This window comes from Mesorhizobium australafricanum (assembly GCF_033977265.1).
In the GTDB taxonomy this organism is placed as follows: domain Bacteria; phylum Pseudomonadota; class Alphaproteobacteria; order Rhizobiales; family Rhizobiaceae; genus Mesorhizobium; species Mesorhizobium australafricanum.
In genome coordinates this window covers 527,979-546,408 of record NZ_JAVIIT010000001.1, presented here as the reverse complement: position 1 = coordinate 546,408, position 18,430 = coordinate 527,979, and the positions used below count along the sequence as shown (strand labels likewise).

Annotated in this window: 14 protein-coding genes; 7 read left to right on the top strand and 7 right to left on the bottom strand. The window is 63.7% G+C overall.

Features of this window, described 5'->3' with window-relative positions; all coding sequences use genetic code 11:
• Positions 1-48: 48 nt before the first annotated feature.
• Both RFM98_RS02645 and RFM98_RS02640 read right to left on the bottom strand, forming a co-directional pair.
• Entirely contained in the window at positions 49-918 is an 870-nt protein-coding gene (locus tag RFM98_RS02645; protein WP_320307374.1) for a phosphatase PAP2 family protein, read from the bottom strand.
• Positions 919-966: 48 nt separating this feature from the next.
• Positions 967-2,610, bottom strand: coding sequence for an ArnT family glycosyltransferase (locus RFM98_RS02640; protein ID WP_320307373.1), 1,644 nt, complete (start codon positions 2,608-2,610; stop codon positions 967-969).
• A gap of 338 nt (positions 2,611-2,948) precedes the next feature.
• On the opposite strand from RFM98_RS02640, the gene tyrS reads away from it, so the two are divergent.
• Positions 2,949-4,202, top strand: coding sequence for a tyrosine--tRNA ligase (gene tyrS / locus RFM98_RS02635; RefSeq protein ID WP_320307372.1), 1,254 nt, complete (start codon positions 2,949-2,951; stop codon positions 4,200-4,202).
• Positions 4,203-4,255: 53 nt separating this feature from the next.
• Here tyrS and RFM98_RS02630 read toward each other — a convergent pair whose 3' ends face one another.
• A complete protein-coding gene (locus RFM98_RS02630) occupies positions 4,256-7,663 on the bottom strand; it encodes a YhdP family protein (RefSeq protein WP_320307371.1) in 3,408 nt (1,135 codons plus the stop codon).
• Between the two features lie 95 nt (positions 7,664-7,758).
• On the opposite strand from RFM98_RS02630, the gene RFM98_RS02625 reads away from it, so the two are divergent.
• Positions 7,759-8,226 carry a peroxiredoxin gene (locus RFM98_RS02625; protein WP_320307370.1) on the top strand — a complete coding sequence of 156 codons (468 nt, stop codon included), beginning with the start codon at positions 7,759-7,761 and terminating at the stop codon, positions 8,224-8,226.
• 41 nt (positions 8,227-8,267) lie between these two features.
• Here the strand turns inward: RFM98_RS02625 and RFM98_RS02620 are convergent, their stop codons facing one another.
• On the bottom strand, positions 8,268-9,404 hold the full coding sequence (locus RFM98_RS02620) for a GNAT family N-acetyltransferase (RefSeq protein ID WP_320307369.1): 1,137 nt from the start codon (positions 9,402-9,404) through the stop codon (positions 8,268-8,270).
• Positions 9,401-10,402: a sterol desaturase family protein gene (locus RFM98_RS02615; protein ID WP_320307368.1), complete on the bottom strand. Its 1,002-nt coding sequence runs from the start codon at positions 10,400-10,402 to the stop codon at positions 9,401-9,403. Before RFM98_RS02615 ends, RFM98_RS02620 begins: the two co-directional genes overlap by 4 nt.
• A gap of 304 nt (positions 10,403-10,706) precedes the next feature.
• Here RFM98_RS02615 and RFM98_RS02610 point away from each other — a divergent pair, with 304 nt between their 5' ends.
• On the top strand, positions 10,707-11,987 hold the full coding sequence (locus RFM98_RS02610; RefSeq protein ID WP_320307367.1) for a M23 family metallopeptidase: 1,281 nt from the start codon (positions 10,707-10,709) through the stop codon (positions 11,985-11,987).
• A 33-nt stretch (positions 11,988-12,020) separates the two neighbouring features.
• On the opposite strand, the gene RFM98_RS02605 is transcribed toward RFM98_RS02610, so the two are convergent.
• Together RFM98_RS02605 and RFM98_RS02600 are read right to left on the bottom strand one after the other, a co-directional pair.
• Entirely contained in the window at positions 12,021-13,250 is a 1,230-nt protein-coding gene (locus RFM98_RS02605; RefSeq protein WP_320307366.1) for a M20 metallopeptidase family protein, read from the bottom strand.
• Positions 13,237-14,415 carry a M24 family metallopeptidase gene (locus RFM98_RS02600; protein WP_320307365.1) on the bottom strand — a complete coding sequence of 393 codons (1,179 nt, stop codon included), beginning with the start codon at positions 14,413-14,415 and terminating at the stop codon, positions 13,237-13,239. The genes RFM98_RS02605 and RFM98_RS02600 overlap by 14 nt, the downstream gene beginning before the upstream one ends.
• Positions 14,416-14,676: 261 nt before the next feature.
• Between RFM98_RS02600 and RFM98_RS02595 the strand changes: the two genes are divergently transcribed.
• The 4 genes from RFM98_RS02595 to RFM98_RS02580 all read left to right on the top strand — a co-directional run bounded on the left by RFM98_RS02595 (position 14,677) and on the right by RFM98_RS02580 (position 18,397).
• Positions 14,677-16,110, top strand: a complete 1,434-nt coding sequence (locus tag RFM98_RS02595) for an FAD-binding oxidoreductase (protein WP_320307364.1) — start codon at positions 14,677-14,679, stop codon at positions 16,108-16,110.
• Entirely contained in the window at positions 16,107-16,841 is a 735-nt protein-coding gene (locus RFM98_RS02590) for a FadR/GntR family transcriptional regulator (RefSeq protein ID WP_320307363.1), read from the top strand. The genes RFM98_RS02595 and RFM98_RS02590 overlap by 4 nt, the downstream gene beginning before the upstream one ends.
• A 2-nt stretch (positions 16,842-16,843) precedes the next feature.
• Complete coding sequence (locus tag RFM98_RS02585; protein WP_320307362.1) at positions 16,844-17,278, top strand: VOC family protein; 435 nt, start codon at positions 16,844-16,846, stop codon at positions 17,276-17,278.
• A 66-nt stretch (positions 17,279-17,344) separates the two neighbouring features.
• Positions 17,345-18,397: an ABC transporter substrate-binding protein gene (locus tag RFM98_RS02580; RefSeq protein ID WP_320307361.1), complete on the top strand. Its 1,053-nt coding sequence runs from the start codon at positions 17,345-17,347 to the stop codon at positions 18,395-18,397.
• The last annotated feature ends 33 nt before the right edge of the window (positions 18,398-18,430 follow it).

The window sequence follows — 18,430 nt, the reverse complement described above, 5'->3', positions numbered from 1 at the left end:
GTTCGGCGATTCCGTGAAACACTGAACCGCTCTAAGCGCAAAGGCTGCTCAATCCGGGCTCTTCAATGGGGTCTGGGATCGGTCTGCGCCGATTTCGCCGCCCATCGGAATTCTGCCTCTTGGCGCGTTGGACGGTTTTAGCCGGAATGTCCGCTTGCGCACCGGCAGTTTCGACGCTGCTTGGCCGAAGATGAAACCGAGCCGGGCGAACACCAGGCCCGAGACAACCGCGAACGCCAGCCCAAGGCCGAAGCCTGCAACCGTGTCGCTCGGATAATGCGCGCCGACGAAGACGCGTGTAGAAGCGATGCAGGCCGTGACCACCAGCGCGATGGTCCAGCGCCGCGGGAGCAGCAGCAGCAGGATTCCGAACACCGCGCCCATCGTCGTGGCATGGCCGGATGGAAAACCGGCAAAGCGCGCATCCATGGCGAAAGGATGGAGTGACAAGACGCCGAAACTGTCGAAATAGAGCGGCCGGGCCCGGCCGATGCCGTATTTCAGCAGGTTGACTGCCAGGCCGGACAGGCCGACCGCGCAGAGCACCAGGAAGGCGAAGCACGTCCAGTTGTAGACGATCATCCGGCCTTGCCGGGACAGGCCGCGCCAATCTGTCAGATTGGCGGCGACGAGGCAGAGCGCCGCCGGAATGAGATACCAGCCGCCCAGGCCGAATTGCGTGAAGAAATCGGTGAAGCGCACGAAGCCGGGCGACCATTCGCCGCGCATCTCGCCCGCGCCGGCGTCGAGGCGCAGGAAGGCCGCTACCGTGAGCAGCATCCAGGCCAGCAGCCAGACGCTCCATAAAATTCGCGGATAGCGCGCCGGCCGCACGGCAAAGCGTCGCCTCACGATCGTCATCGTGTCGCGGAAATTGCCGAGGGAGCGGCGGTAAAGGGCAAGGGGCGCGGCGGTCATGGCTTCAGCGCAAAGTCTATAGGGGCATTCGATGCCCGACGCTATTCATCACGGCGCCACCCGGTACAGGCCGAGCGAAAGCTTGTCTCCTGACGAATAGTTGATGCCGTCGATCTCGGTCAGTCGCTTCGCCGACTTGCCCTGGGTAGCCAACACGCCGGTAAGCTTCTGCTCGTCCTTGATCGGCGCGAGGCCAAGCGCGCAGGACGGATCGGCCAGCAGATGCCGCGCCACGCCATCGACGTCGGTGAGCACGGTTTTGGTCCCGACCAGGAAGACGAGGCTCGGCTCCTGGAATTTCGCCGAGGCAAGCACCGTGGTGTCACAAAGGCGGTTGGCGTCGACGGCGGTCTTGACCGCGGGGCTGAGCCAGATCGGTTTCAGGGACGGCGCAATGACGCCGAACAGCAGGCTGAAGGTGATGCCCGCGCCGACCGCGATCGCGGCGATACGCCCCAGCGGGACCTGCAATTGCCGCGGGAAGGCAAGGTAGAAGGTGACCAAAGCGGCAATCGCCGCCGGTATGCTCCACCAGGAGAAGGTCTTGTTGAGATAAAGCGGCGCGCCGACGCAGACCACGGCAAGGCCGATCGCCACCACGCCAAGGCCGAAGGCGGTCGCCCACCACAGCCATGTCTGCCATCGTCTGAGCGGCGCGTTGGCCTGGTCAGCCGGCAAGGTCAGCAGCCAGCCGATCAGCAGCGCCATGCCCGGATAGGCCGGCATGACATAGTGCGGCAGCTTGGTCGGGATCGCTTCGAAAACCAGCCAGAACGGGATGTACCAGGCGAGGCAGAAGCGCAGGCGCGGATCGTCCCAAAAACGGTTGATGGCCTGCAATCCGGCGCCGACCGCGATCAGCCCGAATGGCCACATGAACAGCGAATAGGTCAGCATGTAGAAGCCGGGCGGCAGGCCGTGCGATTCCTCGCCTTGCGCCACCTTGTTCAGCATATCCTTGCCGACCGCTTCCTGGAAAAAGGCGCCGCCGCTCTTCCAGGTGATGAGGAAGAGCCACGGCAGCACGATCGCGAGCACGACGCCGACGCCGCGCACCAGCCTCATCTTGAGCAGCCAGCGCCAGTCGCGGTCGAAGGCAAAGAGTGTTCCGGCCGTCAGCAGCGACAGCAGCGGTGCAACGGGCCCCTTGATGAGGATGCCCAACCCTTGCGCGATCCAGAAGATCCAGGGCAGACGCCCGGGAACCGGTTCGTTGCGTTTTGCCGCCATATAGACCTGCGCCAGCGCGCCTTGCGCCGCCACGCAGCACCCCAGAAGGATGGCGTCGGTCTTGGCGTCGCGCCCCTCGAAGGCGGTGGCGAAGATCGCCGCCATCATCAGGCCGGCGGCCAGCCCGGCATTGGCGCCGAAGAGTTTCGTGCCTGTCCAGCCGACGCCGACGACGGCGAGGGCAATGCCCAGCATGGAGACCAGACGATAGACCCAGATCGGCGCCCCGGCCCCCTCGCCGCTCAGCGCCACGGCCGCCGACTGCAGCCAGTAGATGCCGATCGGCTTCTTGTAGCGCGTGACGTCCTGCAGGCGGATATCGACATAGTCGCCTGTCTCAACCATCTGCTTGGTCGCCTGGACGAAACGGGATTCATCGCGGTCCACCGGCGGCAGGCTGGCCAGCCCGCTCACGGTCATGACGATGCTGAACAGAAAGAGGAAGAGGTAGTTCCTGTTCATCGCGGGAGCTTGTCCGATCTGAAACTGCGGGATGGCCCCGTCGCGGCGCGCCTGTCTTTGCGCGGCGCTTCATTACGCCAGCAAAAAGGGTGAAGCAAGGACGCGCGGTATCTCGCGCTATCGGGCGCAAAACCGGAAACCACTTTTGCTGATCGCCGGTTTGCCAGAGAAGCGCGATCGGACGCAAAACCGGATTCCACTTTTGCTGATCGCGTAATTTGAGTGGCGGGCGATCGAACGCAAAACCGGAAACCACTTTTGCTGATCGCCCGCTGATGCTAAACGCGCGCCTTCACGTCACGCTTGGCTCGAGGGCCGGCGATCTCCAGGAAGAAAAAATGTCCGCCTTCAAATCCGATTTCCTGCGCATCATGAGCGAGCGCGGCTTCATCCATCAGATTTCGGATGAATCCGCCCTCGACCAGCTTTTCGCCACGGAAACGGTAAGCGCCTATATCGGTTTCGACGCCACCGCCAAGAGCCTGCATGCCGGATCGCTGATCCAGATCATGATGCTGCACTGGCTGCAGCAGACCGGCCACCGGCCGATCGCGCTGATGGGTGGCGGCACCTCGATGATCGGCGACCCTTCCTTCAAGGACGAGGCGCGCAAGCTGCTGACCCCGCAGGACATCGAGGACAATCTCGTCGGCATTCGCCGCAATTTCGCGCCCTACCTGAAGTTCGGCAGCGGCCCGGGCGACGCGGTCATGGTCAACAACGCCGACTGGCTGATGGGGATCAACTACGTCAATTTCCTGCGCGATGTCGGCCGGCATTTCTCCGTCAACCGCATGCTCGCCTTCGATTCCGTGAAGCTCAGGCTCGACCGCGAGCAGTCGCTGTCCTTCCTCGAATTCAACTACATGATCCTGCAGGCCTACGACTTCGTCGAGCTCTACAAGCGCGTCGGCTGCCGGCTGCAGATGGGCGGCTCGGACCAGTGGGGCAACATCGTCAACGGCATCGACCTCGGCCATCGCATGGAGGGCGTGCAGCTCTTCGCCATGACCACGCCGCTGCTCACCACCTCGTCGGGCGCCAAGATGGGCAAATCCGCCTCGGGCGCGGTGTGGCTCGATGGCGACATGCTGTCGCCTTACGAGTTCTGGCAATATTGGCGCAACACCGAGGACGCCGATGTCGGCCGTTTCCTGAAGCTGTACACGACCCTGCCCTTGGACGAAGTCGCGCGGCTCGCAAAGCTCGGCGGCTCGGAGATCAATGAGGCGAAGAAGATCCTCGCCACCGAGATCACCGCCATGCTGCACGGCCGCGAAGTGGCCGGGACGGCAAGCGAGACGGCGCGCAAGACCTTCGAGGAAGGCGCGCTCGCCGACACGCTGCCCAGCGTCGACGTAGCCAGGTCCGACCTCGAGGCCGGCATCGGCATCCTGGCGCTGTTCGTGAGCGCCGGGCTGGCTGGCTCGAACGGTGAAGCACGCCGGCATATCCAGGGCGGCGCCGTGCGCATCAACGACCAGCCCCTGACCGACGACCGGCGCATTGTCACGCTCCAGGACCTCGGCCCGGAAGGCGTCGTGAAGCTCTCGCTTGGCAAGAAGAAGCATGTGCTGGTGCGGCCGAGCTGATCGGCCGCAATCTTTCCCGAAAACCGGAAGCCGCTTCTCGGGAAAGATCGCGGTTACCTGTACTCGAAGATCGAGCGGAATATTCCAGGCGCCACGACGGACAACGGATTGATGTTGAGCGTCGGCTTGTTGGCGTTGCCTCGCAACCGGTAGGTGACGCCGATCAGGCCGCGGTCGCGGCCGTTGCCGAGCAGCGGACCGAACAGCGGCAATTCGCCGAAGATGCGGTTCAGCCCGTAGACCGGCATGAAGGTGCCGGTCATGTCCATGTTGTTGTTCGGATCGTAAAGCGTGCCCTGGAAGGTCGTGCCGATGCGCGGGCCACGCAGCAGCCCGTTCGCCAGCTTCAGGTAGCCGGAGCCCTTGTCGATCTCGGCGAAGCCGCGCTCGAACTTCACCTTGGACGTATCGATCTTGCCTTTGACAGCCTCGTTCAGGCTGCGTGTGTCGCCGGCCGGCGTTGTCGAGACGATCGATGCCAGCCTGGGCTCGTTCACCACATAGAAATTGCTGGCATCCACCTGTCCCTTCATCGGCCCGTCGGCGGCGCCGGAAAGCGACAGCGTGATCGCACCGCCTTCCATATGCTCGTAGACGTTGAGGAAACGCAGGATCGCCCCTGCATCGGCCGACTTCACGCTGAGCACGCGGCCGCCTTCGCTGGTGGTGTTGTTGATCGCAATCGCGGCGCCCGAGTTTGCCGCGGCGGTGACGTTGAGCCCGTTCACGCGCGATCCGGCGGCGCTGTATTCGAGCTTGAGATTGGAGAGCACCTCGTCATGGAAACCGGTCAGCGATGCCACATCCGCGCTCACCGAGATCGCGTCGCTGCCGGCGCCCTTGGTGGCGGTGTCGACATCCGAGGTGAACTGCTTGATCAGCGAGCGGGCATCGAGCGACGCGCCGCTGACGTCGACAGCATAGCTCTTGCCGGCGCGCTTGACCGAAACGGCAACGTCGTCGCCTCGGTTCAACGCAACTTTGCTGAAGCGGGCCGCGGACAATGCGCCGTTGACCAGCGTCACGCTGCCGTCGATCGAAAAGCTTTTTCCGCCGAGATCAAAATTCGTCAATGTGGTGGTGCCGCCGGACTTCGCCATGTCGAAGGTGACCTTGGCGGGAATGCCGGCGCCCTTGCTCCAGCCCGCCCAAGGAATGTCGAGCCTGGCATTGGTCAGGTCCGCCGAGACCTGCTGGGCGCCCTCGCCGCTCTTGTCGATCGCCACCTTGATGGTTCCCGAAAGCAGGTCCGACAGGCCGGGCATGCTGGCATTACGTGTCTTGTCGTCGAGAACCAGCGCAACCTTGCGGCTGCGCGCGGGCCCGTCGTCGGCGAGCGGTTCGACCAGATCGAGCTCGGCCGGAATGCCGTTGAGCTTGGCGTCGGCGGAAATCACCGCCTGCTTCGGCCCGACGGTGATCGAGCCAGTGGCGTCGGTGACCGTCTGGTCCTCGAAAGGCTTCGCCAGCGACAGGTCCTGATAATCGAGCGAAACCAGCCAATCGAGCGTCGAGGTGTCCATGCCCCTTGTCAGCGGAATGTCCGCCCTGACGTGGCCACTGACGGTGCCAGACAGGTCTTCGGGTGCCAGTCCGACATGGCGCATGGCATTGATCGGCTCGTAGGAGGCAAGCTCGGCGATCGCCGGCGCTTCACCCGCGACGTCGATGTCGAGCCCGCCGATCACAATCGGTCGGTTCGCGTTCTTGATCGTCAGCGTACCGCCGCTTGCCGCCACGGTGCGGCCGCTCGGCATATAGACGCTGCCCGAGGAAAGCGCGATGTCGACATCGTTGCCGTGGAACGCAACGACGCCGACGGCGTCGCGGACCGGCGGGATGCGCCCGGCGGTATCGAAGCGCGATCCCTCGATCTGGAAACGGCCGAACACTTCGTCGCCGGTAAGCGGCACGCCGTTGCCCAGGCGCCCCGGCACGACCTGGAACTGCAGGTTGGCGTCGGTCACCGTGCCGCCGAACAGATTGCCCAGCACCCAAAGCCGCGCATTGCGGGCCGAGAACCATGGCCACAATTGCTTCACATGCGAGACCGGCATGTCGTGAACGTTGAGCGACAGCGATACGCCCGGAGGGCCGTTGTCGATAAAGGCGACCGTGGCCGCGCCCAGCACTTCGCCCGATCCGCCGGAGCGGACGCCGATCTGCTCGGCGACGAGCTTGCGGCTCTTCGGCTGGTAGACGCCGGCGATACGGGCCAGGAACGCAAGCGCCGGTTCCGGTGATTCCGAAGGCGCCAGCGTCGAGCCGTCGCTGGTGAGATCGTAGCGGTAGGCGGGCTCCTCCCCCGCGGCTGTCGGCCTCGGGCCGATCGATCCGGCAAAATCGAAGCTGGAACGGCCGCTCTTGATCAGCAACCGGTCGACCGAGATCTTGTTCGAGCCTGCCACCAGCGAGGCATCGGCATCGACATCAGCCGGCAACAGGCCGCGTTCGTTCAGGTCGAGCACTGAACCGGCGAGCGACAGCGAGACCGCCAGGCGTGATGGATTGTCGCCGGACGCTTCCGAAGCCGAAAGCTTCAATGCGATCGAGCCCAGTTTGGCACCCTCGGCCGCCGGGGCAGCCTCGGTCGAATTGCCCTCGCCGGAGCTGCCGGCGCCGGCGATCTCGAGGTTGGCGTCCAGTGACGCGATCCGCCTTGCCGTCGCGTCGCGGGTCGCCGAGGCGGTTAAAGTCGCGTGCCGGCCGTCGACATCGGCATCGTAGGAGAACTGCAAGCGTCCTGTGCCGGTCTGCGCGACGGTTGCCGAGGTGACGGTCACACGCTTGACCAGCCCGGTGTCCGGCAGTTCGAACTCGACATTGCGCAAATCGATCTGGCGCATCGAGTCCTCACGCACGGCGTCCAGCGCGTCGTTGACGCTCGAAAACACCGTCGCCGACACTTTCTCCGGGTCGACAAGGCCGTCCTCGTTGCGCAGCCCCACCGTCCAGTCGCCGCCGCCGGAGGGCATCGCGGCGACCATGATGTGGGCGTCGGAAAATCTGGCGCTGGTCAGCCGGACATCACCCGAAAGCAGCGGCAGCAGGCGCATGCCGAAACGCACATGCCCGATATCGGCCATCGGCTTGCCGTCGGCCGTCTTGAGGCTGACATCGCTCACCTGCAGAGCGACGAAGCTCGATCCGTCGAGCGTCAGCCGCGCCGCGCCGACAGTGACGTTGACATCGACGCCGGCCAGCTTCTCGATGGCTGTCTCTGCCTCGGCCCGGAGCCGTTCCGTGCCGATGCCCGAGGCGCCGAGGACATAGACACCCGCCGCCGCCAGAAGTACCAGCGCGCAAAGCCCGGCAAACACGCGACCGAGGAAGCGGAAGCGGCGGCGCACCGCTGCCCGGCCGAGCGGCGGCACGCCGCACGCGGACGGCAGCTTTGCCAGGTCGGTGATCTCGTCACGCCTGAACCTGATCTTCTCGTGCTGCGGTTCTTCCTGATCCAAGCAATATTCCGTTGTGACGAACTCGTCGTGGACGAATCCCCGCTTCACGTTATATCGATGATTTCCCGCGCGTAACCGCAAACAAGGGCATCGATATGGCTGATCTCGAGGTGGGCGACGCAGCACCCCAATTCGATCTTCCGCGTGACGGCGGTGGCTCGCTCAGCCTTGCCGCGTTCCCGGGCAAGCCGGTTGTACTTTACTTCTATCCGCAGGACGACACCACAAGCTGCACCAACGAGGCGATCGGCTTCTCGCAGTTGAAACCGGAATTCGAGAAGGCCGGCGCCGTGGTGATCGGGCTCTCGCCCGATAGCGTGAAGAAACACGACAAATTCAAGGCGAAGTACGATCTCACCGTCGATCTCGTCGCCGACGAGGAGCGCAAGGTGGTTGAGGCCTATCATTTGTGGGTCGAGAAGACGCTGTACGGGCGCAAATATATGGGTGTCGAGCGCGCCACCTTCCTGATCGGACGCGACGGACGGATCGCCAGGATTTGGCGCAAGGTCCGCGTCAAGGGCCATGCCGAGGCCGTGCTGGAAGCCGTTCGCGCGCTCTGAGCGTCGCCAAAGCCCACCAAAGCAATCGACAATTATGGTCGTTACTCGTCAGGTGCCTCGGCCTTCGGCTGCCGTCGCGTCCTCCAGGATTTCGAGACATGGCTCACTTGATCGGCCAGCGCCGCAAGATGGCCACGCAAGTCGCGCGCGCCCATCATGGACGACAGCGTGACTGATTGCGTGGCGAAGCGCCGCTTGAAATCCTCGCCGCCGCAGAGAAAATCAATTGTGGCAAGGCCACGGTCGAACGACCATTGGATATAGTCGATCATCAGTACCATACCCGGCGAGGCGCGCTCGTATTCGGGATCATAGGTGGTGACGAAAGCCATCATCGTGCCGTGCTGCTCGAAATTGATCGAGACGGCGACGATCGTGTCGTCAAGCTCCAGCACGAAGATGCGCAACAGCCCGAGGTCGGCCAGCACCGAAGTAAGCGCGGCGAGAACCGGCGAGCCCTTATCGAACAGATCCGAGGCACGACCATGGCGAGCGAGCCAGAGGCGCTTCAACGTCGCGACCCGCTCGAGCACCGGCTCGCGCGGGTCCTCCGCATCCAGCAGCCGGAAACGCAATGCACCGCTTTCTTCCATGAACTTGCGGCCACGACGATAGTTCTGCCGGCCCTTCTTGGACAACGTCTCGAACCATTCCGCTCCACGCTGCCAGGAGCCAGTGACACGATAGCTGATTTCAGTGCGGTGGTTGGGCCGAAGCGCCTTGCCATGAGCCGGTTCCAGCAGGGCATGAACACCCGCATCCGGTAGCAGACGGTTGAGATAGATCAGGTCGAAGCCACCCTGGTCAAAAACATACTGCCAGAGGCGGGAGATCGCCCGCGGGTCGCTGTCAGGTGCAACCAGCGCGTCGCCATAGTCACTGTGATCCTTCGCCGCCCATTCGAGTACGCGGATGCCGGAACGCCTGAAGGTCGCGAGCGCTATCACGCCATCGAGCCGGTCGCCGTTCCAGGCAAGCCCAATCCTGAGCGCGCGCCGCTCCTGCTGCGGGGAGGTGCGCCACCAGGCCGCGATCCAGTCCGGGTGCTGGAAGACAAGCCCGCCAGCCCGCTGCCAGAGCGCGCTCCAGGCCGGTGCGATCTCGGCCAGGCGCACCGCCGATGTCACGACTTCGAAGGTGCGTGTCCGCGGGATTGCGAGCACAACGGGAGCGTTCATGGCCGTGTCCCTTCCGAGGATCGCGAGGTGCGTGACCGTGGCTTTCCGGGCCGGATGCGCCTGGCGATATGCCCCCACATCCGCTTCAGCGGCATGACGTAAAGGCCTGCGAGCGACTGATAGTCGCGCACATCGCGGTCGACCAGGCCGAACTTGAAGTCCTCGTCGGGCCTCGGCACACACAATGTTCCGAAGAGCCGGTCCCAGAACGAGAAGAGCAGCCCGAAGTTCTTGTCGTAGTGGCGCGGATCGACGCTGTGATGCAACTGATGCCAGTGAGGACACAGGATCAAATTGTTGAGCGGGCCGAACGAGATCTTGAAATGCGTGTGCCTGACGAAATCCATCATCAGGATGTTACGCATGACATAGACGTTGACGCCAAAAACGGTCAGTTCGACAAGGTTCAGCGAAATCAGCGACCAGATGCCGAAGCAGAGCCCCACGATGATGCCGTCCCAAGCTCGGTTCATCAACTCGTCGAGCGGATGGACCCGGTCCTTGGTGATCCCGACCATCACCTCGGCCGAGTGATGCACCTTGTGCAGTTCCCAAAGCAGCGGATAGCGATGCTGGGCGACGTGATAGAGATAATAGGAAATGTCGTAGGCGAGGAGCATGCTGACGGTGAAGATCAGAACCGTCACCGGCCCTGCCGGCCCCTCGATCAGAGGCGGCTGGAAGTGGAACAGTGTCGAAAACAGCCAGTTGGTCCCGTACCCCACCGCCGTGACGAAGGCGATTCCGGCGGGCAGCATCAGGAAAGGCATCAGGGCCTTCTTCGTGACCCAGAACAGCAGGTCGGCCTTCGCGGAGGGATGGGTGATGACCTCATGCGGGATGACGAACTCGAAAAACTCCTTCCAGCTCTTCTCCTCGACCGTGCGCCAATAGGCCACGAGCGCGCTGACAAAGGCAGTCAGCAGCAAAAGCCCGGTCGCCAGCAGACTGGTGCCCGAAATCTTGTCGAGGATCTTGCCAACCAGATCGTCCAGCATTCCTACCGCCACGGTGAATCCCAAACACCAACACGCCTTTACTCGAAAAGCGTCAACCAAACGCAATCGAAGACAGTTAAGAAACCCGAGCCTTGCTCTGTGAGCTACAGGCTGCTCCTGGCAGAACATTGGTGTTCATCGCCAACGATTTCGCGGCATGGCGTCCGCGTCCTGGAGATTTTCGCGCAACCCTCTTGCCCGTGCTGCGTGCATTCGGCGCCGCGCAGTCGACACGGCAAGCCTTTGTTAACCCTAACAATGTGTAATCAAGCTGTCGTGGTGTCGTAAACGAAAGCTTGGTCCCGTGAACGCAACCGGTCAGTCCGCAGTCTTCGGCAGGCGCAAGGAACCGCACACGGTCATCATCGCCCGAGGCAACGAGATCAGACACTTCACGATCCGCCCCTGGCTCGCCGCCTTCATCGGCTCGGCCCTGGCGGCGATTGCTATCGGCTACCTGCTCGCCACTTCCTATCTGGTGCTGCGCGATGACCTGATCGGCGCCACCACCGCACGCCAGGCGCGGATGCAGCAGGCTTACGAGGACCGCATCTCTGCCCTTCGTGCTCAAGTCGACCGCATCACCAGCCGCCAGCTTCTCGACCAGCAACTGATGGAAACCAAGGTCAGCGAATTGCTGGCGAGGCAGACCCAGCTCAGCGAGCGCCACGGACGGCTCGGCCCGATCCTCGAGCGCGCCGAGAACGAGGTCGGCGACGCGCCCGCGACAAACGCGGCGATGCCGAAGCCTGACGAGCATGCCGATATCACCGGCAGCCTTTCGCAAGCGCCGACCTATTCCGTCGCCAGCCTGAGTGCCGGTGACACAAGGCCCTTCTCACTCTGGTCCACGAGGTCCGATCCGCTCGACGGCGAAACGGCCGCCGATCGCGCCGACAAGCTGTTCGTCTCGATCAACGCGTCGCTGAAGGCCATTGAGAACCAGCAGCTCTCGCGCATCGCCACGCTTGCCGACAGCGCCTACAAGAATGCCGATGCCATCGCTCAGGCTTTGGAAGCGGCCGGCCTTCCGGTCGACAGCGAACTCAACAAGAGCGATGTCGGCGGCCCGCTGGTTCCGCTTGATCCCTCGATGGTTTTCGACAGCAAGGTCAAGGAGTTGGACGAAGCGCTTGACGCGCTTGACGGGGTCAAGAAGGAGGCGCGCAAGCTGCCGCTCGCCAACCCCGCCCCTGGCCGTACGGTGACCAGCCCGTTCGGTGTGCGCACCGATCCGATCCTGGGCAGCGCCGCCCTGCACACAGGCATGGATTTCAGGGCGCCGATCGGCATGCCGGCCAAGGTCACGGCCGCCGGAATCGTCACCAGGGCCGGCTGGGCCGGCGGCTACGGCCGCATGGTCGAGGTCGACCATGGCAACGGCTTTGCCACACGCTATGGGCATTTGAGCGAGATCGATGTGAGCGTCGGCCAGAAGCTTGCCGCCGGTGACGTCATCGGCAAGACCGGCAGCAGCGGCCGGTCGACCGGTCCGCACCTTCACTACGAAGTGCGCCACGATGGCCAGGCGGTCGACCCGCTTCGCTTCCTGACCGTTGGCAAGAAGGTCGCGCAGTACCTTTAACCAGTTGCCGATCCGAGACCGGCGTTTGCGACCTCACGATGCGCCGGGGTTCTCCTGCCCCGCCAGGAAGATCGTTGCCGCCGAAATCAAAGTGAGCGCGCCGTTTTTCAAAGCAGCCTCGTCGACGCGAAACCTGGCGTGGTGCAGCGGATAGACCGACCCGACCTCTTCATTGCGAATGCCGAGCCTGAAATAGACTGAGGGGCGTTTCTCGCTGTAATAGCCGAAGTCGTCGGCAATGCTCCATCCAGGCATGTTTAGGGCATTGTCCGAGCCGATGCCGGCCTTGGCGCCGGCAATGATCAGCGCCGCCATCTCGGCATCGTTGACAACGCCAGGTTCGCCGCGGTGGATGTCGACCTGCACGCTCGCGCCGTGGCTTGCCGCTATTCCCTCCAGCACCTCGCGAAGCCGGCGCCAGGCGCGCTCCCGGGTCGTGTCGCTGCCGCTGCGGATGGTGCCTTTGAACGCGATCCTGCCGGCGGTGACGTTATAGGCATTGCCGCCGTTGATGGCTGTCACCGAAATGACCAGCGGGTCGTAGGGATCGGTCTCGCGCGAAACGATCTTCTGCAGTTCGCCCACCATGGAGCAGGCCACGGCCAGCGCATCGACGCCTTCATAGGGTTTTGCCGCATGCGCCGCCGAGCCGGTGACCAGCACATCGAACGTGTCGCAAGCCAACGTGTAGGGACCGGAACCGACGGCGACCCTGCCGGACGGCGTATACGGATCGACATGGACGCAGATCGCGGCATCGACGTCGTCGAGAAGCCCCTCCTCCACCACCCGCCTGCCGCCCGACGGTTCGTCCTCTTCGGCCGGCTGAAAGATGAGGCGGACGGTTCCGCCGAAACTGTCGCGCGAGCGATGCAGATGCGCGGCCACCGCAAAACCCATCGCGGCATGCGCGTCATGGCCGCAGGCATGCATCACGCCCGGATTTTCCGACGCATAATTGACGCCGGATTCCTCTTCGATCGGCAAGGCGTCGATGTCGGCGCGAATGGCGAGCTTGCGGTTCGACGGCCTGCCGGTGCCGACAATATCGACGGCAAGCCCGTATCCGGCAACGTCGCGAATGTCGGCGATGCCCTCCCTGGCGAGCATTTCCCGCAAATAACGCTGCGTGCCCGCCTCGCGGTTTGAAAGCTCCGGGTGGCGATGCAGATGGCGCCTGATCTCGATCATCCGATCGAGAATTCCGGCATCGATGTCGGGCGCGGTATCGCTTGCCGAAGAAGACCGGTCAGGATTTGACATGGATATCCCGCGGGAACTTCGTCAGCGTCTCGTTGCCGGCGTCGGTCACCAGAATGGTCTCGCTGATCTCGATGCCCCAGCCATCCATCCACATGCCCAGAATGGAATGAAGGACATTGCCGGGTTGAAGCACCGTCTTGTCGCCGGGCCTCAGGCTGATCGTGTGCTCACCCCAATCGGGCGGATAGGCAACGCCGATGGAATAGCCGATGCGCGATTCCTTTTTCAGGCCGTGGCGCGCGATGACCCGGCGCCAGGCGGCTTCGACCGCTTCGGCTGATGTGCCGGGTCGGACAGTATCGAGCACGGCATCCATGCCTTCGATCACCGCCTTTGCCGTGCCCGCGACACGGGTCGGCGTCTTGCCGAGCTGCAGGGTCCTGGCGAGCCCGGCGGCATAGCGGCGGCAGACGCCGGCCAATTCCAGCGCGATCGTTTCGTCCTTCCCGAACCGCCTGTCGCTCCACATGATGTGCGGCGCGGAAGCATTTTCGCCGCCGAGGATCGTCGGCGGCAGCGCCGTGATGTCACCGGCAAAGTCCGGGCTGCCGGCGATCTGCGCCGCCTGGATGGCGGCGATCGCATCGCATTCACGCACACCCGGCGCGATGACTTCGAACGCCCGTGCGACTGCCGCTTGCGCCAGCGTCGACGCTTTGCGGAGATAGGCGATTTCGGGAGCCGATTTGACCGCGCGGATCCAGTTCACAACGAGATCGGCGTCGTGCCATCTTGCATTGGGCAACCCGGCGACGAGCCGTGCATGTGCCTTCGGCGAGAAGTAGTAAGCCTCGAGCTCGATGCCGATATGGCGGTTGCCCCAGCCCTTCGCGACGATCCAGGCCGCGATCCAGTCCATGGGATGCCGATCGGCGCGCTGAACATGGTCCTCGGGGAAGCCGACCACATTTTCCGGCTTCATCCAGGCCGTCAGCAAGCCGCCGGCCGCATCCATGGCGCGGCCGATCCAGACCGGCTCGACCTCCTCGATCGGGACGAGCACCACCTGAGGCGTGTAGAACGACCAGCCGTCATAGCCAGTGATGTAATGCTGGTTGGCGACGTCGTTGACGATCAGGAGTTCGATACCGCGCTTGGCCATCTCGGCGCGGATTTTTCCGAGCCGCTGCTGGTACTCTTCGCGGGCAAAAGGCAGTTCAATCATCTTTTCTCCTCACCGGATCGATCTGGTCGGGGACGAGCCTCCGCCTCCCCTTGCCGCCACCATTGCGATGATTTTGAGGGCCGGCAATCGGCCAGGGCAGCGCATAGGCAGGGCCTATGCTGGCCTGCTTGGTCGGCGGCAAGGTCAACTCGCTGCGTCCCAATCCAAGGGGTCGGTGATGTGCCACAAACGACGGAAGCTATTGACTCGGCATAAGTTGTAGGATGATATGTATCACCCGATATCTAGACATGAACCTTCATGACCGTTCATCGCCTCTCACTGGAAATCCTCAACGCCATGGAAGGTGCCGTCGGACAAAACGGCATCGCCGTCGAGCCGGCTGGAATGGCGAAATATCTGGGCGACTGGGCGGGCGACTACCGAGGCGATGCTCTTGCCGTGCTGCGGCCCGGCTCGGTTGGCGAGGTCCAGGCGCTGATGCGGCTGTGCAGCGAGCTGAGGCTCGGCGTCATTCCGCAGGGCGGCAACACCGGACTGGTCTCGGGCGCGATCGACAGCAAAGGCGGGCTGGTCGTCGTCAGCCTGGAACGGCTGAACTCCATCCGGCAAATCGATGCCGAGAACTTCACATTGCGAGCCGATGCCGGCTGCGTGCTGCAAACGATCAGGGACGCTTGCGAGGCGCAGGAATGCCTATTCCCTTTGGCGCTCGGCGCGCAAGGCAGTTGCCAGATCGGCGGCAATGCGGCGAGCAATGCCGGCGGCGTCAACGTGCTGCGCTATGGCATGGCGCGCGACCTGATCCTCGGGTTGGAAGTCGTGCTTGCGGATGGCGAGCTGTGGAACGGCTTCTCCGGCCTGCGCAAGAACAACAGCGGCTATGACCTGAAGCAGCTTTTCATCGGCTCGGAAGGCACGCTCGGCATCATCACCGGTGTCGAGGTCAAGCTGTTTCCGAAGCCCGCCCGGGCAGAGACCGCCTATTTCGGCTTGACTTCGTTCGAGGCGGCCGTCGCGCTCTTCAACCGGGCGCGCCGTGATTGTTCAGACCTGATCTCCGCCTTTGAGATCATCGGCTCGGAATGCATTGAGCTTGCCCGGCTGATCGACCCTGGAATGACGGCGCCGGTATCGGCGCCCGTCCAGGTGCTGATCGAATTGTCCTCCGGGCCGAGCATCGATCTCAACGGCCTGTTGGCCGGCTTCCTTGCCGATGCCATTGAAAATGGCCTGGTGACCGACGCGGTTCTCGCCACGAGCAGCGCGCAGGCAAGGAGTTTCTGGGCCATCCGCGAGGGACTGGTCGAAGGCCAGGCCAAGCGCGGCTATCATGTACGCACCGATCTGTCGGTGAAGATTTCCGATATCCCTGCGCTGATCGAGCAAGCCCGCCGCTTCGTCGCGAATGAGCATCCCGGCTGGATTCCCCTCGCCTATGGCCATGCCGGCGACGGCAACATCCATTTCAACGTGCTGCCGCCGCTGGATCTGGGCGCGAGCGGAGTTCGAGCGAGAGGCGCGGAAGTCACGGCTGGACTCTATGACATCGCCGTCAACCTCGGCGGCTCGATCAGCGCCGAGCACGGTATCGGCCGCAGCCGCCGAAAGGAATTCTGGGCCGGGCTCTCGCCGACGCATCGCCGCATGGTCACGGCGCTGAAAATGGCGCTCGATCCCAAGGGGCTGATGAATCCCGGCTGCCTGCTACCCTCGACGGAGACTTTTCCATGAAGCAAAGACTGGCTGCCATCGGCACCGTCGAGACACTGCCTCACCGGGTCGCCGCCTTCCTCAGCCGCGAGATCGAATCCGGTGAGCTGAATACCGGCGCCCGCCTGCCGACCGAGCAGGAACTTTCCGAAAAATTCGGCGTCAGCCGCAATGTGGTGCGCGAAGCGATCGCCCAGCTGAGGGCCGATGGCATGATCGAGGCGCGACAAGGCATCGGCGCCTTCGTGCTGGCACCGGAACAGCGGGCCGCGATCCGCATCGACCGCGAGGCGCTCAAGGACACGCGGAATATGGAGCGACTGTTCGAGCTGCGCTGCATCCTCGAGGCCGAGGCGGCGGCGCTCGCCGCGACGCGGCGTGGGAAAGAACATCTCGATTCGATCAAGGCGGCGCTCGACCGCATGGGCGGCGAGGAGCGCTGGGAGGAAGGCAGTATCGACGCCGACCTGCTCTTTCACCGCGAGATCGCGCGCGCCACCGGCAACAGCTACATCCACACCTTCATTTCCTTCGTCTGCGAGCAGATCCGCCAGTCGATCCAGTACGCCCGCCTGACCAACCCGCTGCACGATCTCGTCGAGGTCAATGTCGGCGAGCATGTGCGCATCTATGACGCGCTGGTGGCGGGCGATCCGGAAGCGGCGGAAGCGGCAATGCGGGCGCATATCGTCGGCGCCGCCAACCGCGTCGGCGTCAAGCTGCCACTTTCGAAAACCGGCGGGGCGAAATAGCCATGCCGGCAAGCATCACCCGCATCTCCGACGTCTGCCTGCTGGTCGAAAACATCGAGAGGACGGTCGACTTCTATGTCGACAAGCTCGGTTTCCGCCTGCGTCGCCGCGCCGAAGGCTTTGCCGACTTCCATGGTCAGGGCGTGACGCTCGCCGCCTGGGAGCTCGACCACATCAACCGGCACACCGGCGTCTCCAACTTGAAGTCGCCGCGCCACGCGCACAAGGTTTGCGTCGCCGTGCAGCTCGACACGCCGGCCGACATCGACCGGCTGCATGGCGAACTGAACGCCAAGGGCGTGCCCTTCTACGGCCCGCCCGAGGATTACGTCTGGAATGCGCGCTGCGCCTATTTCACCGACCCGGACGACACACTTTGGGAGCTTTACGCCTGGCTCGACGGCGGCCCTGGCGACTACCACGACGAACAGCCGTAGACGACGCTGCGCCGAAAGGAGCGGCGCCTGAAGAAGAGACGAGAAAGTCTGCAACAGGAGCGAAAAATGAGTGGGAACAGGGACTTCGAATTGAATCGGCGCGCTTTCGTGAAAGGCGGCATGGCAGCCGTGGCCGCTGTGTCTGCCGGCATGCAGCTGGTGCTGACGCCGGGCGCAAAGGCCGCCGGCAAGGTCGTCATCCAATATGACTGGCTGATGTCCAACGGCCAGATCGGCGATATCGCGGCTGTCGCCAACGGCTATTTCAAGGATGCAGGGCTCGATGTCGAGTTCAGCCCCGGCGGCCCGAACGCCTCGACCGTGCCACCGGTGATTTCCGGCTCGGCGCAGCTCGGCCAGTTCTCGGAGACGCCACAGCTTTATTCGGCGCGCGCCAGCGGCGTGCCGATCAAGATGATCGCCTGCGGCTTCCGCACCGGCCCCTATGCGCTGACGTCCAAGCCGAGCAAACCGATCAGCGGCGTCGCCGACCTCAAGGGCAAGAAGATCGGCATCCAGCCGACGGCACGCTTCGAGATCGACGAGATTCTGGCCAAGAACGGCATCGATCCGTCCGAGGTCACCATCGTCAATGTCGGCTTCGACAAGGGGCCGCTGGTGCGCGGCGAGGTCGACGCCATTGGCGGCTGGATCACCAACACCCAGGCCTTGAGTGTCGTCGGCGACGACCGCATCGACCTTCTGGTGCGAGACCTTGGGCTTAGCTCCTACGCCGACGTCTATTTCGCCACCGACGCAGCGATCGAAAAGGACTCGGAGACGCTGGCGAAGTTCATCGGCGCCGTCGGCAAAGGCTGGGGTTGGGTGCATGCCAACCCCCAGGAAGCGGTCAAGAAGATGGTCGCCGCCTACCCCGAAATGGATCTCGGCTGGGAGGAAAAGACCGTGAACCTGGTGCTGAAACTCTCCTTCGACGGCGCGACCGCCAAGGATGGCTGGGGCACGTTCGATCCCGCCTCGATCGAGGAGCAATTGGCGCTGCTCGACAAGGTCGGCCAGTATCCGAACGGGCGCCCGGCCGCCAAGGATGTCTACACCACCAAGATCCTGGAGCTTTCGGCCGCCGACCGGCCCAAGCTCGATGCGCCGGCGGCCTAGAGCATGATCCTGAAAAGTGGGAACCGGTTTTCA